The organism is Nonlabens agnitus, assembly GCF_002994045.1.
Classification (GTDB): Bacteria; Bacteroidota; Bacteroidia; order Flavobacteriales; family Flavobacteriaceae; genus Nonlabens; species Nonlabens agnitus.
Map to the genome: position 1 here is coordinate 595,913 of NZ_MQUC01000003.1, position 15,806 is coordinate 611,718.

17 protein-coding genes are annotated in these 15,806 nt (G+C 40.7%); 13 read left to right on the forward strand and 4 right to left on the reverse strand.

The features are described 5' to 3' along the window. Nucleotides 1-5 precede the first annotated feature (5 nt). Complete coding sequence (locus BST86_RS02960; protein ID WP_105981954.1) at nucleotides 6-935, reverse strand: bifunctional metallophosphatase/5'-nucleotidase; 930 nt, start codon at nucleotides 933-935, stop codon at nucleotides 6-8. Between the two features lie 2 nt (nucleotides 936-937). Next, on the reverse strand, nucleotides 938-1,720 hold the full coding sequence (locus BST86_RS02965) for a 5'-nucleotidase C-terminal domain-containing protein (protein ID WP_105981955.1): 783 nt from the start codon (nucleotides 1,718-1,720) through the stop codon (nucleotides 938-940). A 37-nt stretch (nucleotides 1,721-1,757) separates the two neighbouring features. On the opposite strand from BST86_RS02965, the gene BST86_RS02970 reads away from it, so the two are divergent. The 13 genes from BST86_RS02970 (at nucleotide 1,758) to BST86_RS03030 (ending at nucleotide 14,019) form a co-directional block, all read left to right on the forward strand. Continuing rightward, nucleotides 1,758-2,264, forward strand: a complete 507-nt coding sequence (locus BST86_RS02970) for a DUF6913 domain-containing protein (protein ID WP_105981956.1) — start codon at nucleotides 1,758-1,760, stop codon at nucleotides 2,262-2,264. A 1-nt stretch (nucleotide 2,265) separates the two neighbouring features. Further along, nucleotides 2,266-3,150, forward strand: coding sequence for a 4-hydroxy-tetrahydrodipicolinate synthase (gene dapA, locus BST86_RS02975; protein ID WP_105981957.1), 885 nt, complete (start codon nucleotides 2,266-2,268; stop codon nucleotides 3,148-3,150). Between the two features lie 64 nt (nucleotides 3,151-3,214). Next, nucleotides 3,215-4,012, forward strand: a complete 798-nt coding sequence (locus tag BST86_RS02980; protein ID WP_105981958.1) for an outer membrane protein assembly factor BamD — start codon at nucleotides 3,215-3,217, stop codon at nucleotides 4,010-4,012. A gap of 14 nt (nucleotides 4,013-4,026) precedes the next feature. Continuing rightward, a complete protein-coding gene (locus BST86_RS02985) occupies nucleotides 4,027-4,350 on the forward strand; it encodes a DNA-directed RNA polymerase subunit omega (protein WP_055412385.1) in 324 nt (107 codons plus the stop codon). A gap of 5 nt (nucleotides 4,351-4,355) precedes the next feature. Next, a complete protein-coding gene (gene coaBC / locus BST86_RS02990; RefSeq protein ID WP_105981959.1) occupies nucleotides 4,356-5,564 on the forward strand; it encodes a bifunctional phosphopantothenoylcysteine decarboxylase/phosphopantothenate--cysteine ligase CoaBC in 1,209 nt (402 codons plus the stop codon). After that, on the forward strand, nucleotides 5,539-6,450 hold the full coding sequence (gene porD / locus BST86_RS02995; protein ID WP_105981960.1) for a type IX secretion system protein PorD: 912 nt from the start codon (nucleotides 5,539-5,541) through the stop codon (nucleotides 6,448-6,450). Before coaBC ends, porD begins: the two co-directional genes overlap by 26 nt. Nucleotides 6,451-6,535: 85 nt before the next feature. Then, the gene (recN, locus tag BST86_RS03000; RefSeq protein ID WP_105981961.1) at nucleotides 6,536-8,215 is read left to right on the forward strand and encodes a DNA repair protein RecN; all 1,680 of its coding nucleotides are present in this window, start codon (nucleotides 6,536-6,538) and stop codon (nucleotides 8,213-8,215) included. A 32-nt stretch (nucleotides 8,216-8,247) separates the two neighbouring features. Next, nucleotides 8,248-9,054 (forward strand): enoyl-ACP reductase FabI, encoded by an 807-nt coding sequence (locus tag BST86_RS03005; protein WP_055412389.1) that lies wholly within the window; start codon nucleotides 8,248-8,250, stop codon nucleotides 9,052-9,054. Nucleotides 9,055-9,110: 56 nt separating this feature from the next. Beyond that, the gene (locus BST86_RS03010; RefSeq protein WP_105981962.1) at nucleotides 9,111-10,112 is read left to right on the forward strand and encodes a glycosyltransferase family 2 protein; all 1,002 of its coding nucleotides are present in this window, start codon (nucleotides 9,111-9,113) and stop codon (nucleotides 10,110-10,112) included. Continuing rightward, nucleotides 10,112-11,047 carry a YbbR-like domain-containing protein gene (locus BST86_RS03015; protein ID WP_105981963.1) on the forward strand — a complete coding sequence of 312 codons (936 nt, stop codon included), beginning with the start codon at nucleotides 10,112-10,114 and terminating at the stop codon, nucleotides 11,045-11,047. The genes BST86_RS03010 and BST86_RS03015 overlap by 1 nt, the downstream gene beginning before the upstream one ends. Further along, a complete protein-coding gene (coaE, locus tag BST86_RS03020; RefSeq protein WP_105981964.1) occupies nucleotides 11,044-11,637 on the forward strand; it encodes a dephospho-CoA kinase in 594 nt (197 codons plus the stop codon). Before BST86_RS03015 ends, coaE begins: the two co-directional genes overlap by 4 nt. Before the next feature lie 116 nt (nucleotides 11,638-11,753). After that, nucleotides 11,754-13,280, forward strand: a complete 1,527-nt coding sequence (locus BST86_RS03025; RefSeq protein ID WP_105981965.1) for a sensor histidine kinase — start codon at nucleotides 11,754-11,756, stop codon at nucleotides 13,278-13,280. A gap of 22 nt (nucleotides 13,281-13,302) precedes the next feature. Further along, complete coding sequence (locus BST86_RS03030) at nucleotides 13,303-14,019, forward strand: response regulator transcription factor (protein ID WP_041496414.1); 717 nt, start codon at nucleotides 13,303-13,305, stop codon at nucleotides 14,017-14,019. 5 nt (nucleotides 14,020-14,024) lie between these two features. Here BST86_RS03030 and miaA read toward each other — a convergent pair whose 3' ends face one another. Both miaA and BST86_RS03040 read right to left on the reverse strand, forming a co-directional pair. Then, the gene (gene miaA / locus BST86_RS03035; protein WP_105981966.1) at nucleotides 14,025-14,942 is read right to left on the reverse strand and encodes a tRNA (adenosine(37)-N6)-dimethylallyltransferase MiaA; all 918 of its coding nucleotides are present in this window, start codon (nucleotides 14,940-14,942) and stop codon (nucleotides 14,025-14,027) included. Next, nucleotides 14,943-15,806, reverse strand: a complete 864-nt coding sequence (locus tag BST86_RS03040; protein ID WP_105981967.1) for an ion transporter — start codon at nucleotides 15,804-15,806, stop codon at nucleotides 14,943-14,945.

Sequence of the window (15,806 nt, forward strand, 5' to 3'; positions counted from 1 at the left end):
AGAGGCTACACCTCATAAACCACCTCGCTACCGCCAGCTAGTTTTCCTTTGTGCAAATAGAAATCTATGCGGCCTACATTGATACCGTAACAACCTACCTGATTGACCATGACGGTATCGCCTGCGGCATTGGTAACCAGTTCAGGTTTTTCTAAGAAGGTATGCGTGTGTCCACCAATAATGAGATCGATACCACTAGTTTGTTGGGCCAGTGATACATCGCTAATCTTGCTGCCTTCATATTGATATCCCAAATGCGACATGCAGATCACGATATCGCAGTGTTCCCTTTCGCGTAAAGCGATCACCATATCATGCGACACGGTTAATGGATCTTGATATTTAGTTTCCTTATACATGAGCGGTGAAACAAGGCCTTCCAACTGAATACCCAACCCAAACAATCCTATGCGCACGCCATCCTTGACCATGACTTTATAGGGTTTGGTCTTACCGTCTAGGATTGTATTGGAAAAATCATAGTTGGAAATGACGAAATCAAAATCGGCATTGGGAAGTTGTGCATATAACCCATCGATACCGTTATCAAAATCGTGATTCCCAATGGTGGCTGCGTCGTAGCCCATCATGCTCATCAGTTTGATTTCCAGCTCACCTCCATAAAAGTTGAAATAAGGCGTTCCCTGGAAAATATCACCGCAATCCAATAATAAGGTATTCGGGTTTTCCTTGCGTACCTTATTGATAAGTGCCGCACGTCGCGCCACGCCGCCACGGCCATCGTTTCTGCCGCCATTGATAGGCTCAATGTGCGAGTGCGTATCGTTGGTATGTAGAATGGTGATTTTCTTGAGCTCTTCGTCTTCAGCAGCGGTTTGAAACAACCCTGAAGCCAGCGCCGTATTGCTCCATAGACCAGTACCTGCGATAAGACTTGCTGTGGCGGTGTTTTGGATAAATTTTCTACGTTCCATGATTAGTTGGTTTTGGTAAATCGATCATCTGCTTTAAAGCCCAGTGTATCTGTTTTGGAAAAATAGTCGATCATCGCGTTTCTGATCTTGTAATCTAATTTGGTGCTGGAAATAGCTTTGGTAAAAAACTCCATGTTATCGCCACCAGTCATGAGGTAATCGTTGGTAAGCACGTAGTAGTTGCGGTCAAAAGTAATAGGCTGGCCGGCAAGCGATAATTCTACACTGGCATCATCTGTTGTGATTTTGAGCGCATCAAAAGGATGTGCACGTTCCTTTTCTACCAGATAGTCAACTAGTTCCTTCATTTGTTGTGGAGCCAGCTCTGCGACCACCATTTCGTTTTCAAAAGGCATCACTTCATAAGCGGTTCTAGTGGTGACGTTTCCTGCGGGAATACCAGCTCGTATACCACCATGATTGAGCAGTACCATGTCAATTTCCTTACCGGTTCGAGATTTGAAAATAGGTGCGCCTTGGGTGCGAGCGATCGCGGCCATCATGTTTCCTATACGCGTGTTGAGCGGCGTATCGGTTTTGGTCATATCTGCCGGGTTATAACTCAAAGGGGTACTCATTTGTTGGTCCAGGCTTTGCTTGTAGGGAGCGATAAAAGTCTCTATACTGGCTACGCCTTGGATGGTAGAGTCAATTTGGGTCTGACTTGCGTTAAGCTTTTGAACGGTGTAGTTTTCTGTCTTGCAGGATGTTGTCAATAATATCGCTTTCGCGAAAGCGAAAACCATTAAACCTTTCCTACAACCTAGGGTCATACTAATTTTCATAGGCGATTGTTATACCTTTGTGGCTTAGTAAAAGTAAATGATTTTTGACGTTTTTAAGAGGCGATGGCTGCGCAAACAGCAGGAAAAATTATCTGGACAGCGCAGGAGTAGCATCACGTCAAAACCTTTTTCTATGGTGGTGCTTTATGATGCAGATGTGGAGAAATCTACATTGTTTATGGAGCAATGGTCGCGTGAGTTGGAGATACGGGATTACCAGATGGTAGGTGTGACTGTAGATACCAAAAAACAACCGGTGCAGGACCAGCTGCTGGTGAGTATGAAAAGTATCAAATGGTCTGGAGGCCTTGCAGATCCTGCGCTGAAAGAATTGCTGGATCATTATTTTGATCTCCAGATCAATCTGTTTGAAAAGAGGGATGATTTGAAATCATACGTTGCGATGGCTCTGGATTCTGGAATTACGGCAGGATTAGCATCATTACCAGAGGATCATTATGATCTCGCTATTGATGTAAAACTTAACCAAAAAGAGTTATTTATTAAAGAATTGAACAAATACCTAAATATCATAACAAAGTAGCATGCAAGAATTGATAGGAACAGGAGTGGCCTTAATCACTCCATTTCACACAGATGGAACGGTAGATCATACCGCACTTGAAAAACTAGTGGATTTTCAAATAGAAAATGGAATTGATTATCTAGTCGTCATGGGAACCACGGGCGAGAATGTGACTCTAACTGTAGAGGATAAACAGGCCGTCATTGCTACTGTTAAAAAGGCCAACAATAAACGTTTGCCACTAGTGATTGGTATAGGAGGTAACGATACCAAAGTAGTTGTTGATCAAATCAAAAATACTGATTTATCTGACTTTGCTGCGGTACTATCCGTTTCTCCAGCATATAACAAGCCTAGTCAAGAAGGTATTTATCAGCATTTCAAGGCTGTTGCGCAGGCTACGGACAAACCTATCATCGTGTATAACGTGCCTGGTAGAACCGGTTCAAATATATCAGTCAATACGATCGTACGATTGGCGCATGATTTCGAAAATATTGTAGCCATTAAAGAAGCTGCTGGTGATATTGTGCAGGCCATGAAAATGATCCAGTACACGCCTAAGGAGTTTTTGGTGATTTCTGGTGATGACATGATTGCGCTGCCTATGACGCTTGCTGGTGGTGCAGGAGTGATATCGGTTATTGGTCAGGCGATGGCTCAGGATTTTAGCGATATGATCAGATATGCCTTGAATGGCGATGTTCAGGAAGCATATGAATTACATTACAAGGTAGCGCCCAGCATCGATTTGATTTTTGAACAAGGCAATCCTGTAGGTATTAAAGCGTTATTGGAACAACTAGGAATAGGCTCCTCACAAGTGCGATTACCTTTAATAGATGCAGATCAGGATCTAAAGGATAGGTTGAAAGCCTTTCTAGAATCCTATGAACAGAATTAAAAAGTAACATGTAAATGCAAAAGCCAATCAACGGAATGGCTTACTTGCAGTTTAAACAACAACAATGAAACAAACAACGGTGCTATTATTAATCGTCCTTTCTCTAATAGGTTGCTCTAATTATCAAAAGGCATTAAAGTCGACAGATAATCAGCTCAAGGTGCGAGTAGCAGATTCTCTAATCGCTGCCGAAAAATATTCTAAGGCCATCAACTTACTGGAGCAAGCAGTTCCTGCTTACAGAGGTACAGACAGTGCAGCGCCAGTGGCTCTTAAATATGCCAATGCATTATATGAAGATCGACGTTATCCAGAAAGCGGTTATCAATTTGAAACCTATAGAAAAAGTTATGTGTCAGATCCTTATAGAGAATATGCGACATTCATGATAGGGAAAAGCCTCTATGAAATGGCACCGATCTATTCTAAGGATCAAGAGCCCACCCAAAGGGCGCTTGCAAAATTCCAAGATTACATCAATGTGTATCCTAATGGAGAATATCTGCCAGAGGCTAACAAACTGGTAGATGAGATGCAATTCAAGCTGGATAAAAAGGCGTACGAAATTGCAAAGAATTATCATAAAAGAGCGCCGTTTTCACGTGGTGGTTATACCGCTGCAATTGCCTCTTTTGAGAACTTCATCATCGACCATCCAGGATCTGAATTTCAGGATGATGCAGCATTTTATCTTTTGGACTCACAATATTCCTATGCCATCAAAAGTTTTGCAGTCTTAATTCCTGAAAGACTTGAGGTTGCTAAAGAATATTATGATACCTTTGCAGCCCGTTTCCCTAACAGTGAATACAAGGAACAGGCAGACGAATTGTTGGAGAAAATCAACAGTTACAATAATTAAGAACACTATTTACTATGGATACTAAAAATCTTAAAGCACCCAATACGAGCATTACCTATGATAGAGACCTATTGACGGCTCCTACAGGTAATATGTATGAAGCGATTTCTATCATTGCAAAACGCGCAGAGCAAATCAATACTGACATCAAGGAAGAATTGATTGAGAAGCTGGAAGAGTTTGCTACCTACAACGATTCTCTAGAAGAAATTTTTGAGAACAAAGAGCAAATTGAGGTTTCTAAATTCTATGAGCGTTTGCCTAAACCACATTCCATTGCAGTACAGGAATGGATGGATGGTAAGATCTACCACAGAGATACTGGAGTTTCAGAATAGATTCTATGAGTATATTGAGTGGTAAAAAGGTATTGCTAGGAGTAACTGGTGGTATCGCTGCTTACAAAACAACTTATTTGACGCGCCTGCTTGTAAAAGCAGGCGTTTCTGTTAAAGTGGTAATGACACCATCTGCCAGGGATTTTGTCACGCCACTGTCCTTAAGTACGCTTTCAAAAAATCCAGTGTTGTCCTCATTTACTAATGAAGATGATGAGAATGACTTGTGGAACAACCATGTGGAACTAGGTCTCTGGGCAGACTTGATGATCATCGCACCATGTACGGCAAATACAATGAGCAAGATGGTCAATGGCACCGTGGACAATCTCTTGCTAGCAGTTTATACCAGTGCTAAATGTCCCGTATACTTTGCTCCGGCAATGGATCTGGATATGTACAAACATCCTTCAACCACACAAAATTTTGAGAAACTGGCTAGTTATGGCAACCACATGATTCCTGCTGGCGATGGTGAGTTGGCGAGTGGACTATCTGGCAAAGGGCGTATGGCAGAACCAGAAGAAATAGTGCACTTTGTAGAACAGCAATTACTCAAGGAACAGCCGTTGCGTTGTAAAACCTGCCTCATCACCGCTGGACCTACCCATGAAGCGATTGATCCCGTAAGATACATAGGCAATCACAGTACCGGTAAAATGGGCATGGCCATCGCTATGGATTTAGCTAACCGTGGTGCAGAAGTAACTTTAATTATAGGTCCAACCTCGCTAACCGGTGAACATGATTTGATCCAGCGCATCGATGTGACCAGCGCACAGGAAATGTATGATGCCGTGCATAAACATATTTCAGGTAAGGATTATGCGGTTTTTAGTGCTGCTGTTGCAGATTATAAACCAGCCATTCCAGCAGGTCAGAAAATAAAAAAGAGTTCTGATACGTTAACTTTAGAACTGGTCAAAAATCCCGATATTTTAGCGAGTGTAGGAGTAATGGAGAATCGTCCGTTTTTGGTAGGGTTTGCTCTGGAGACAGAGAATGAAATAGAGCACGCTTTCGCGAAAGCGAAAAAGAAAAACACCGATTTGCTCATATTAAACTCCATGAATGATGAAGGTGCTGGATTTGGGACGGATACGAATAAAATAACCATGATCGATAAGAACGGAAATTCAGAGAAATTTCCAGTGAAATCGAAACAATTGGTAGCTAAAGATATTGTCGATGAAATTGTCAAACGTACTTCATAGAACATTTACTTTTTTGGTGCTCATTGCTGGCTTTGCCGCAAGTGCCCAAGAATTTAATATGACGGTCCAGGTGAATGCTCAAAACATTGCGCAGCCAGACCGAACGATTTTTAGAACCTTAGAAAATTCCCTGCAGGAATTTATAAATAATACCAAATGGACCGACCGTGAGGTGGCAGATGAAGAGCGCATCGATGGTGCTCTTATTTTTGTGGTGAGTAATTTTGACAACAATAGGTTCCAAGGCAATTTCCAGTTGTCAGTGTCTAGACCGGTTTATAATTCTACCTATACATCTACCATTTTTAATTATAAGGACAACGACATAAGCTTTGAATACATCGAGAACGCGCCGTTATTCTATAATGCAAATCAGTTTGAGAGCAACCTGAATAGCTTAATTACTTTTTACGTGTACACAATTTTGGGAATTCATGCAGATACGTTTGAGCTCAAAGGTGGCCAGCAATTTCATGAACAGGCACAGGATATCGTCAATCTTGCCCAATCGTCCCGCAACATAGGTTGGAACCCTGGTGATGGAAATGGTCGTGTTTCCAGATATCGTTTGAATAGCGATTTGTTATCTGATACCTTCAAAGAGTATCGTGAGGTGATGTACGACTACCATTTGAACGGGTTGGATCAATTTGCGCTTAATGCAAAAGAGACAAAGCAAAATCTTCAAACTTATATTTTGAAGTTTGAAGCGATGAATCAACGTAGGCCCAACAGTTTATTGCAACGTACTTTCTTTGATGCAAAGTCTGACGAGATCAAGGATATTTATAGTGATGGACCAACGGTAAACATCGCAGAGCTCAAAGAATCCCTGCAAAAATTAGCACCTAATCAGAATACAAAATGGCGTGCGATTAAAGTGTAATCACTTTGTTCAAGGAACTCATTTTCACTAGATTTAGGCAACCATTATGGTTGCCTTTTTAATTATTTAAACAACTGTTTCTTAATTGCTTAAAGAAATACACATACAAAATTACGCGCTCATAGATCAATTGGATCTTGATATAAGTAACGGTCTTACCATGATTACAGGTGAGACTGGTGCTGGTAAATCTATTATTCTGGGTGCTCTGGGTTTAGTTACCGGTAAGCGTGCAGATTTGTCTGCGATTAGAGATACCTCTGCAAAATGCGTGGTCGAGGCTCATTTTGATATTTCAAGATTAAATCTGAAGTCGTTTTTCGAAACTGAAGATCTAGATTATCAAGAAGTCACCATCATAAGGCGTGAAATTTTACCTTCGGGAAAAAGCAGGTCGTTCATCAATGACACACCAGTTACCTTAAATGTTGTGAGCAGTATAGGCGCTCAATTAATTGATATCCATTCCCAACATCAAACACTGCAGTTGGCTACTGATCAATTCCAGATGGAGACTATGAACGCCTTTGTGAACGAGCAGACAAAGAACGAGAAACGATCTGGTGATGAGGTCCTAAAATCCTATAGATCAGAATTGAAAGAATACAAAAGCCTGATCAAGCAACTGGGTTCCTTAAAAGAAAATCAGGCAGCCTTATCTAGAGAACTGGATTATAATACCTTTTTATTGAACGAACTTGAAGAAGCCCAAATTGACGGTTTGAATCAAGAAGAACTCGAGCAAGAAAATGAGCAGTTGAGCAATGTAGAGCAGATTACAGAAGCCTTAGGCATGCTGGAACACAAAATCACTACAGAAGATAGTGGTATGCTTGATGAATTGCGTGAGGTCAATACACACCTTAAAGCCATTAAAGGGTTCTCGCCTAAATATCTTGAATTAAACGAACGATTGACTTCGGTACTTGTAGAGTTGGAAGATATTGCCACTGAGGCAGAAGCTTTGAAAGATCAAGTAGATGTTGATCCAGAGCGTTTGGAATTTATAAATGTCAAACTGGCCTTGCTGGATAACTTATATCGCAAACATCAACTAGACAATGTGGAAGATCTCATAAAATTGAGGGACGACCTCGCGGACAAGGTGCTTTCTTCCCAAAACATTGATGGCAAGATCAAAAACATGGAAACTCTAGTCGCCTCCAAAACTAAAGCTCTGGATCAATTAGCGACTGAATTACATGAATTGAGAACCAAACACAAAACCGATCTGGAAGCCCAAATAGCGGAAACTGTTCGCTCACTGGGCATGAAAGACGCCCAGTTTGAAGTACGTTTATTACAAGTAGATACCTTTACTGCCAACGGAAAGGATATCGTTGAGTTTGCCTTTACTGCAAATAGAGGTACACCATTACTGGCGCTGGATAAAGCAGCTTCTGGTGGTGAACTTTCCAGATTGATGCTTTCCATAAAAGCCTTGCTTTCCAGATGTAAACAAATGCCTACCATCATTTTTGATGAAATTGATACAGGTGTAAGCGGTTCCATCGCAGAAAAAATGGCCATCATCATGAAGCAAATGGCAACTGCGATGCAGGTGATTACCATTACACACTTACCACAAATCGCCAGTGCTGGTGACGACCACCTTATCGTTCGCAAGAGAAATGAAGGCGATAGAACCGTCTCTGTCATAGAACGATTGTCAGAAAGTGCTAGAGTAGAGGAGATTGCACAGATGCTCAGTGGTGGCAGCATTTCTGATGCGGCAAGGGAAAATGCACGCATTCTACTTCAATAGATAATTTTATATTTGTCACATATAACGAACTTATGTCTTACAACTTACTTAAAGGAAAACGCGGAATTATTTTTGGCGCGCTTGATGAAAACTCCATAGCATGGAAAACAGCAAAGCTGGCTCATGAAGAAGGTGCTACTTTTGTTTTAACTAATGCTCCAGTCGCTATGCGCATGGGCGAGATCAATAAATTGGCAGAAGAAACAGGCAGCGAGATCATCCCTGCAGATGCTACAAGTGTCGAGGATCTTGAAAACCTCGTGAATAAATCTGTAGAGATTTTAGGCGGCAAGTTGGATTTTGTATTGCACTCCATAGGTATGTCAGTCAATGTACGTAAGGGAAAACACTACACAGACCAGAACTATGCCTGGACTGAAAAAGGTTGGGACGTCAGCGCCGTATCCTTCCATAAAGTGATGCAAACGCTTCACAAGAATGATGCGATGAATGAATGGGGTAGCATTGTCGCGTTGACCTATATGGCGGCACAGCGCACCTTTCCTGACTATAATGATATGGCAGACAATAAGGCTTATCTGGAAAGCATCGCGCGCAGTTTTGGCTACTTCTTTGGCAAGGACAAAAAAGTTCGTGTCAATACAATCTCTCAATCACCTACACCTACTACCGCAGGAAGCGGCGTGAAAGGATTTGAAGGATTCTTGAGTTATGCAGAAAAAATGAGCCCATTAGGAAACGCAACTGCTCAAGATTGTGCAGAATATACGGTGACCCTATTCTCTGATTATACCAAGAAGGTAACCATGCAAAACCTATTTCACGATGGTGGTTTCTCCAACACCGGCGTGAGTCAAGAGGTTATAGAAAAATTCTAGTCCAACGACGATTTAATACCATCAAAAGGCTGTTTTAGACAGCCTTTTTTAATTACATGAAAGACTTAAAATTCTCATTTATCGTTCCCGTTTTCAACCGGCCGGCAGAGCTTGAAAAACTGCTGGAGAGTTTGAGTCTTGTCCAATATAAAAATGGTTTTGAAGTCGTTGTCATAGAAGACGGATCAACGGTGGCGAGTGATGTGGTGTGTTCTCGCTTTCGCGAAAGCGTAAACATCAACTACCTAAGCAAGCAAAATACAGGGCCAGGCGATAGTCGCAATTACGGTATGCAGCGTGCCGGCGGAAACTATTTTATCATACTGGATAGTGACTGCATTGTTCCTAAAGATTACCTTCAAAAAGTTCACGCTCACCTAGAACGCGAGTTTGTGGAATGTTACGGTGGTCCCGACGCGGCTCATGAGAGTTTTACAAACCTGCAAAAGGCGATCAATTACTCCATGACGTCTACCTTGACCACTGGCGGCATACGTGGTGGGAACGAGACCACGGGAAAGTTCCAGCCGCGCAGTTTCAATATGGGATTGAGCCGTAAGGCATTTGAAGCTTCGGGTGGATTTAGGACCATTCATCCTGGTGAGGATCCAGATCTAACCATGAGGTTATGGAATTTAGGTTTTGAAACCGCACTTTTTGCAGACGCCTTTGTGTATCATGAGCGCCGAATTTCTTGGAAGCTTTTTTATAAGCAAGTCAACAAATTTGGGAAAGTACGAGTCATACTCAACAAATGGCATCCTGGCAGCAGGAAAATTACCTATTGGTTCCCTACCTTATTTTTGATCTATGTGTGCGTGGCTGTAGTGTTTGCGATTTTAGGTGTACCGCTTTTACTGTTGCCACTGGCTCTTTATGGGTCACTAATTTTAGTGGGTTCCAGCCTTGATAATGGATTTGTCGTAGGTGTCATGAGTATCATCGCGGTCTTGATTCAGTTTGCTGGATATGGTTTAGGATTTTTAAATAGTTATATTCAAATTGGTATTCTAAAAAACGAGGAACGTGATGCCTTTCCCTACTTATTTTTTGAATAATGTCTAGATCAAATTACCGTACGTTTTTCCTCTTCATAGCATTTACCATCGCTGCTGCAGTGTTATGGTTTTTGTTTAGATACAACAATACCTATGAAGAATACGTAGAAGTTGCCATCGAGTGGAATAACGTACCTGTGGATGTAGAGCTGTCAGACTCTGCCAGAAACGTGAAAGTTCCCATCAAGATTAAATCCAGTGGCTTTAGATTGTTGTGGCTGCACTATGAAGATATGATGGTACCGCTTGATTTTAAAGCCATGGTCAAAACCAATAAAGGCAACCTAGTTTTCAATCCAGAACTTGCACGTACAGCAATAGATAGAGCACTGGGTGATGGTGTTGATATTCTGGAAGTTGAGGCAAACCCAATTACCATGGCTTATCAGCAATTTGCATCCAAAGAACTTCCTCTTGAAAAAGATTTCAAGATTAATTTTGAAGGAAGCTATAAGGAATATGGCGCCAGTAGTTTTGATGTAGAGCAGGTCAAAATCACGGGAAATGATGAGTTGATTAAAGAATTGAAGGTGCTTAAGGTCAAGATTGACGACTTCACCGTTGGTGATAGTTTGGTTTCCAAAACTATTATTCTCAACGCATTGTATCCTGATTTAAAAATCGATCCTGCTGAAGTTACTTATACGGTTAGAGCTGCAGAGATGACAGAAGGAAGTTTCAAGATACCTGTAACGGTCAATAACAGGCCAGTAGACGGCACGGTTAAAGTGATTCCAGACATGGTTACAGTAATATTCATAAGCAAGCTAGTGGATTACGATAGTATTGATAAGACCGATTTTAAGGTTACCGTTGATATTGATGATTTGCAAAATGATGAAGCTACTGTAGTGCCGGTACTGACTTACGACAATGAAAAAATAAATACGGCTCGAGTCCAGCCACAATTTGTTCAAATTCTGGTGATTCAATGAAAATCGTCGGGCTCACAGGTGGCATAGGAAGCGGTAAAAGCACGGTTGCCCGATCTTTTCAAAAGTTGGGTGTGCCTGTCTATATTGCAGACGATGCTTCCAAGCGAATCCTCTCGCAGCATCCTAAAGCTATTGTACAAGTAACCTCGTTATTAGGAGAAGCGGCCTATTCGAAGGACCAAGACAATCAATACGTTGCCAACAAAAAATGGATTGCATCGCAGGTATTTAGTGACAAAACGCTTCTGGAGCAATTGAATAATATTTTACATCCTTTGGTGCGTCAGGATTTTCAGGAATGGCTATCAAAACAAAATACGGAATATATTGTGTACGAAGCAGCCATACTTTTTGAAAGTGGTGGTGACGCGCTTTGTGATGAGGTAATCGTGGTATGGTCCAAGGAAGAGGATCGCATCGCTAGAGTCATGAAAAGAGATGGCAGTACTCTAGGAGATGTAAGGCAACGGCTACAAAATCAATGGAGTGATCAACAACGTTTAGAGAAGGCTGATTTTATAGTAATAAATGAAGAAATTCAACTAATTGATCAATTTGTAAAAAATATACAAGATATTATGTTAAAATAAAACGGATAATCTCATTTTAAGCTAAGTTAATGTTGGGTTAAAGCCTAATTAACAGTTTTTCTAAATGTTAAATTTGCAGAGTGCAAAAGAAGTTACTTTACATTCTCATTAGCTTAATGAGTCTGTCCTTAATAGGGATTATAGTCGTTCAAATTTATTGGATCACCAACAGTATCCAGTATAATGATGAACAATTTTCATTTGCGGTAAAGCAAACCATGGTAGCCGTAGCTACTGATCTGGAAAACCGTGAAATAGCCAATTATCAGATGGCTAAGCAAGCATTGAAAGACACTTTAGGTGGTGATGTTAACGATGCCCAACTTCGGCAGATAATGCTGGCACAACAAAACAGAAATCTTCTTGAAAACTCTAGATTAAACAATAATCCGCTCAACGATGATTATAAGTTAGATCCTCAATTAACCGACATCGATCTTGATAGTATTACTTTCAAAAGATTGTTTGACACTAAACATGGAGATATTGAGCCCAATAAAGGATCAACTACTTTGCAGGATAATTTTTTAAATTATCCTGAATTTGATAATTATGCTCGTAAGGTTACAGCAGCAAGAGCGAGTGAATATTACAGTATACTTCCTATACCGCAACGGGTCTCTGCGGAAGAGATTGCTGAATTGATATCGAAAGAATTAAATAAAAGTCCTATAGATGCTAAATTCGAGTTTGCTATTTATCAGGACGGATTTGCGACGAGAGTACAGTCCGACAATTTCGAATACTTGCCTGAAGGAACTTGGGTTTATCCCATTTTCAGGACTTCTAATGAGTCCGTAGAGCCTTACTACTTGTACTTGAGTTTACCAGGTCGTAAAAAGTTCATTTTGTCTTCTATAATGGGCATGGCATTGTTATCATTAATTTTTACTACCGTGATTGTAGTAGCTTATTCAAGTGCCGTAAGTCAAATATTCAAGCAACGTCAGATTTCCCAGATAAAGACAGACTTTATCAATAATATGACCCATGAATTTAAAACGCCTATTGCGACGATCAATTTGGCGCTGGATTCTCTGAAACATCCCAAAATAGCCGCAGATCCCGAAAAGGTTAAGAACTATTTGAGAATGATACGTGAGGAAAATAAACGTATGCACGGTCAGGTAGAGAATGTTCTACAAATTTCCAAACTCGATAAGAATAACTTGAATATCGAGAAGGAACGAATTGACATGAATCATCTTATCGATGAAGGTATTTCACATGTACAATTATTACTGGAAGAGAAGAATGGTACTATTAAAACACATTTAGGAGCTCTTAGAACGGTTGTTCTAGGTAATGAAAGCCACATGACAAATGTGTTGGTAAACATCTTAGAGAATGCCATAAAATACACAGAAGAAGCACCGGTAATCGACGTGTATACTGAAAACGTAAAAAATAAAATTGTCATCAAAATACGAGATCAAGGTATTGGGATGGCAAAGTCAGCGCAACGTAAGGTGTTTCAGAAATTTTTTAGGGAGCACACTGGAGACATTCACAATGTCAAAGGTCATGGTTTAGGTCTTGCGTATTCTAAAAGAATTTTGGAAGATCACAATGGTGATATTTTTGTGCAAAGTGTAAAAGGAAAGGGAAGTACGTTCTCCATACACTTGCCGCTTATAGTTTGAACAATCAATTAAATTAATATTTATGGAAACTGAAAACAAAAAAATACTACTCGTCGAGGACGATCCCAACTTTGGAACAGTATTGAAAGACTACCTTATCATGAACGATTTTGACGTGGTTCACGCAAAAAACGGTATGGAAGGTTTTGAAAAATTTAAAAAGGACAACTATGACCTTTGTATTCTAGATGTAATGATGCCTTATAAGGATGGGTTTACTCTTGCAAAGGAAATACGTGAAAAGAATGAAGATGTGCCGATCGTTTTCTTGACTGCCAAAGCCATGAAAGAAGATGTATTGAGAGGTTATAAGGTAGGAGCAGACGATTACCTGAATAAGCCTTTTGATAGTGAGGTACTTTTAATGAAAGTAAAGGCCATCATTCAACGTAAAGGACAAGACAGTATTGCTGATTCTAAAGAATTTGAATTCCAGATTGGAAACTTCCACTTGAATTCAAAGCTTAGATTTTTATCCTACAATGATCAAGAGCCTATAAAACTATCTCCTAAGGAAAATGAACTTCTTAGATTACTAGCTTTACACTTAAACGACCTTATGCCGCGTGAGCTTGCGCTGACTAAGATCTGGAGAGATGATAACTACTTCACTTCAAGATCAATGGACGTTTATATTGCAAAATTGCGTAAGTATCTTAAGCCAGATGACAATGTTGAAATCGTGAACATACACGGTGAAGGTTTCCGTCTATTGGTTAAGGATCAAGTAGATTACTAGTAACTTTATTTAGGTTCCATAAATAATTCTTCAACACGCCGCACAATCTCTGTGTGGCTTGTGTTGTAGGAGAACCAATTTACCTCTGGATCCTTGCGATACCATGTCATTTGCCGCTTGGCAAACCTTCTCGAATTTCTTTTGATAAGTCTGATCGCTTCATCGAGACCATAGTCACCTTCAAAATAGGGAAAAAGCTCCTGATAGCCTACTGTTTTAAGAGGTGTCAAATTTTTGTAAGGAAGCAATTCTCTAGCTTCTTCGAGTAATCCATTTTCAAGCATGACATCAACACGTTGGTTGATCCTGTCATACAAAGTAGGTCTTGGCGCTTCTAGCCCGACTTTAATTACTTCAAAATCTCGTTCAGTCTTTTTTCTACCCAAAAAACTGGAGTAAGTTTTACCACTTGCGCGGTAAACACTTAAAGCCCTTATTACGCGCCGCGGATTCTCCAGATCTGCCGTAAGCGCATATTCTGGGTCAATTTCCTTTAATTCTGTCACTAATTTATCAAGTCCATCTTGCTCCAGCTCATTATTGAGCGTGTCAATGACTTCATCAGGAACATCTGGGAATTCATCCAGTCCATGAGTTACCGCTTTCTCATATAGTGCACTGCCGCCTACCATGATCACGACATCATTGGTAGCGAATAAACCTGCTAGGGTAGATAACGCATCTCTTTCAAAATCACCAACGGAATAGGAATCATGAATGCTCAAATTCTGAATGAAGTGGTGAGGTGCCGCAGCTAGTTCTTCAGGTTCTGGAACGGCCGTGCCTATGGTCATTTCCTTGAAGAACTGTCTTGAGTCGCAGGAAATGATGTGTGTTTTGTACGCTTTCGCAAAAGCGATACTCAAAGCAGTCTTTCCCACAGCGGTAGGACCTATGATGGTAATGAGTTTCTTAGTGGACATCTATAAGGAATAACCACATTCATGACAGTAGCTCGCACCGTCTTGATGTTTCTTTGCGTGGCAGTTCTGGCAAACCTGTGTGTTGACGTGTCTGTAGTTGGGGTTTTTACCTGGCGTTGGGGCTTGGCTCTTTACACCTGTTGTATATTCTGCACTTACAATACCGGTAGGTACCGCAATAATTCCATAACCCATAATCATGATGATGGTAGCGAGAAACTGACCCATGGGCGTCACCGGTGCGATATCGCCAAAACCAACGGTCGTCAAGGTCACGATACACCAGTAAATGGAAACGGGTATGCTTACGAAACCGCTTTCTGCACCTTCTACCAGATACATAAGGGTTCCCATGATGATGGAAATGACAAGTACGGCAAATAGAAAGACAAGAATTTTAGGTAGGCTGGACTTTATCGCTTTGGACAACTTGTCTGCTTCACCTATAAATCTGGTGATTTTTAATATTCTAAAGACGCGCAGCAATCGCAAGGAACGCACGGCTAACAGTGCATTATAACCGCCAGGAAGTAAGAAGGTTAAGTATAGCGGTACGGTAGAAAGAAAGTCAATAATCCCATAAAAACTGAAAATGTATTTTGTGGGCTTATTGATAGATATGATCCTCAGAAAGTATTCAATCGTGAAGAAAATGGTGATGATCCATTCTGCAAAAATGAATTCTTCAGAGTACTTAGAGCCCAATGCTGGTACGCTTTCCAGCAACACCAGTATGACACTAAATATGATGACTATTAATAATATAACGTCAAACAACTTACCAGAAGGCGTGTCGGCTTCATAAATGACTTCATGAAGTTTTCTTCTCCACTCGCTGGTAGGTTGGACGTTACTTTTAGGCAT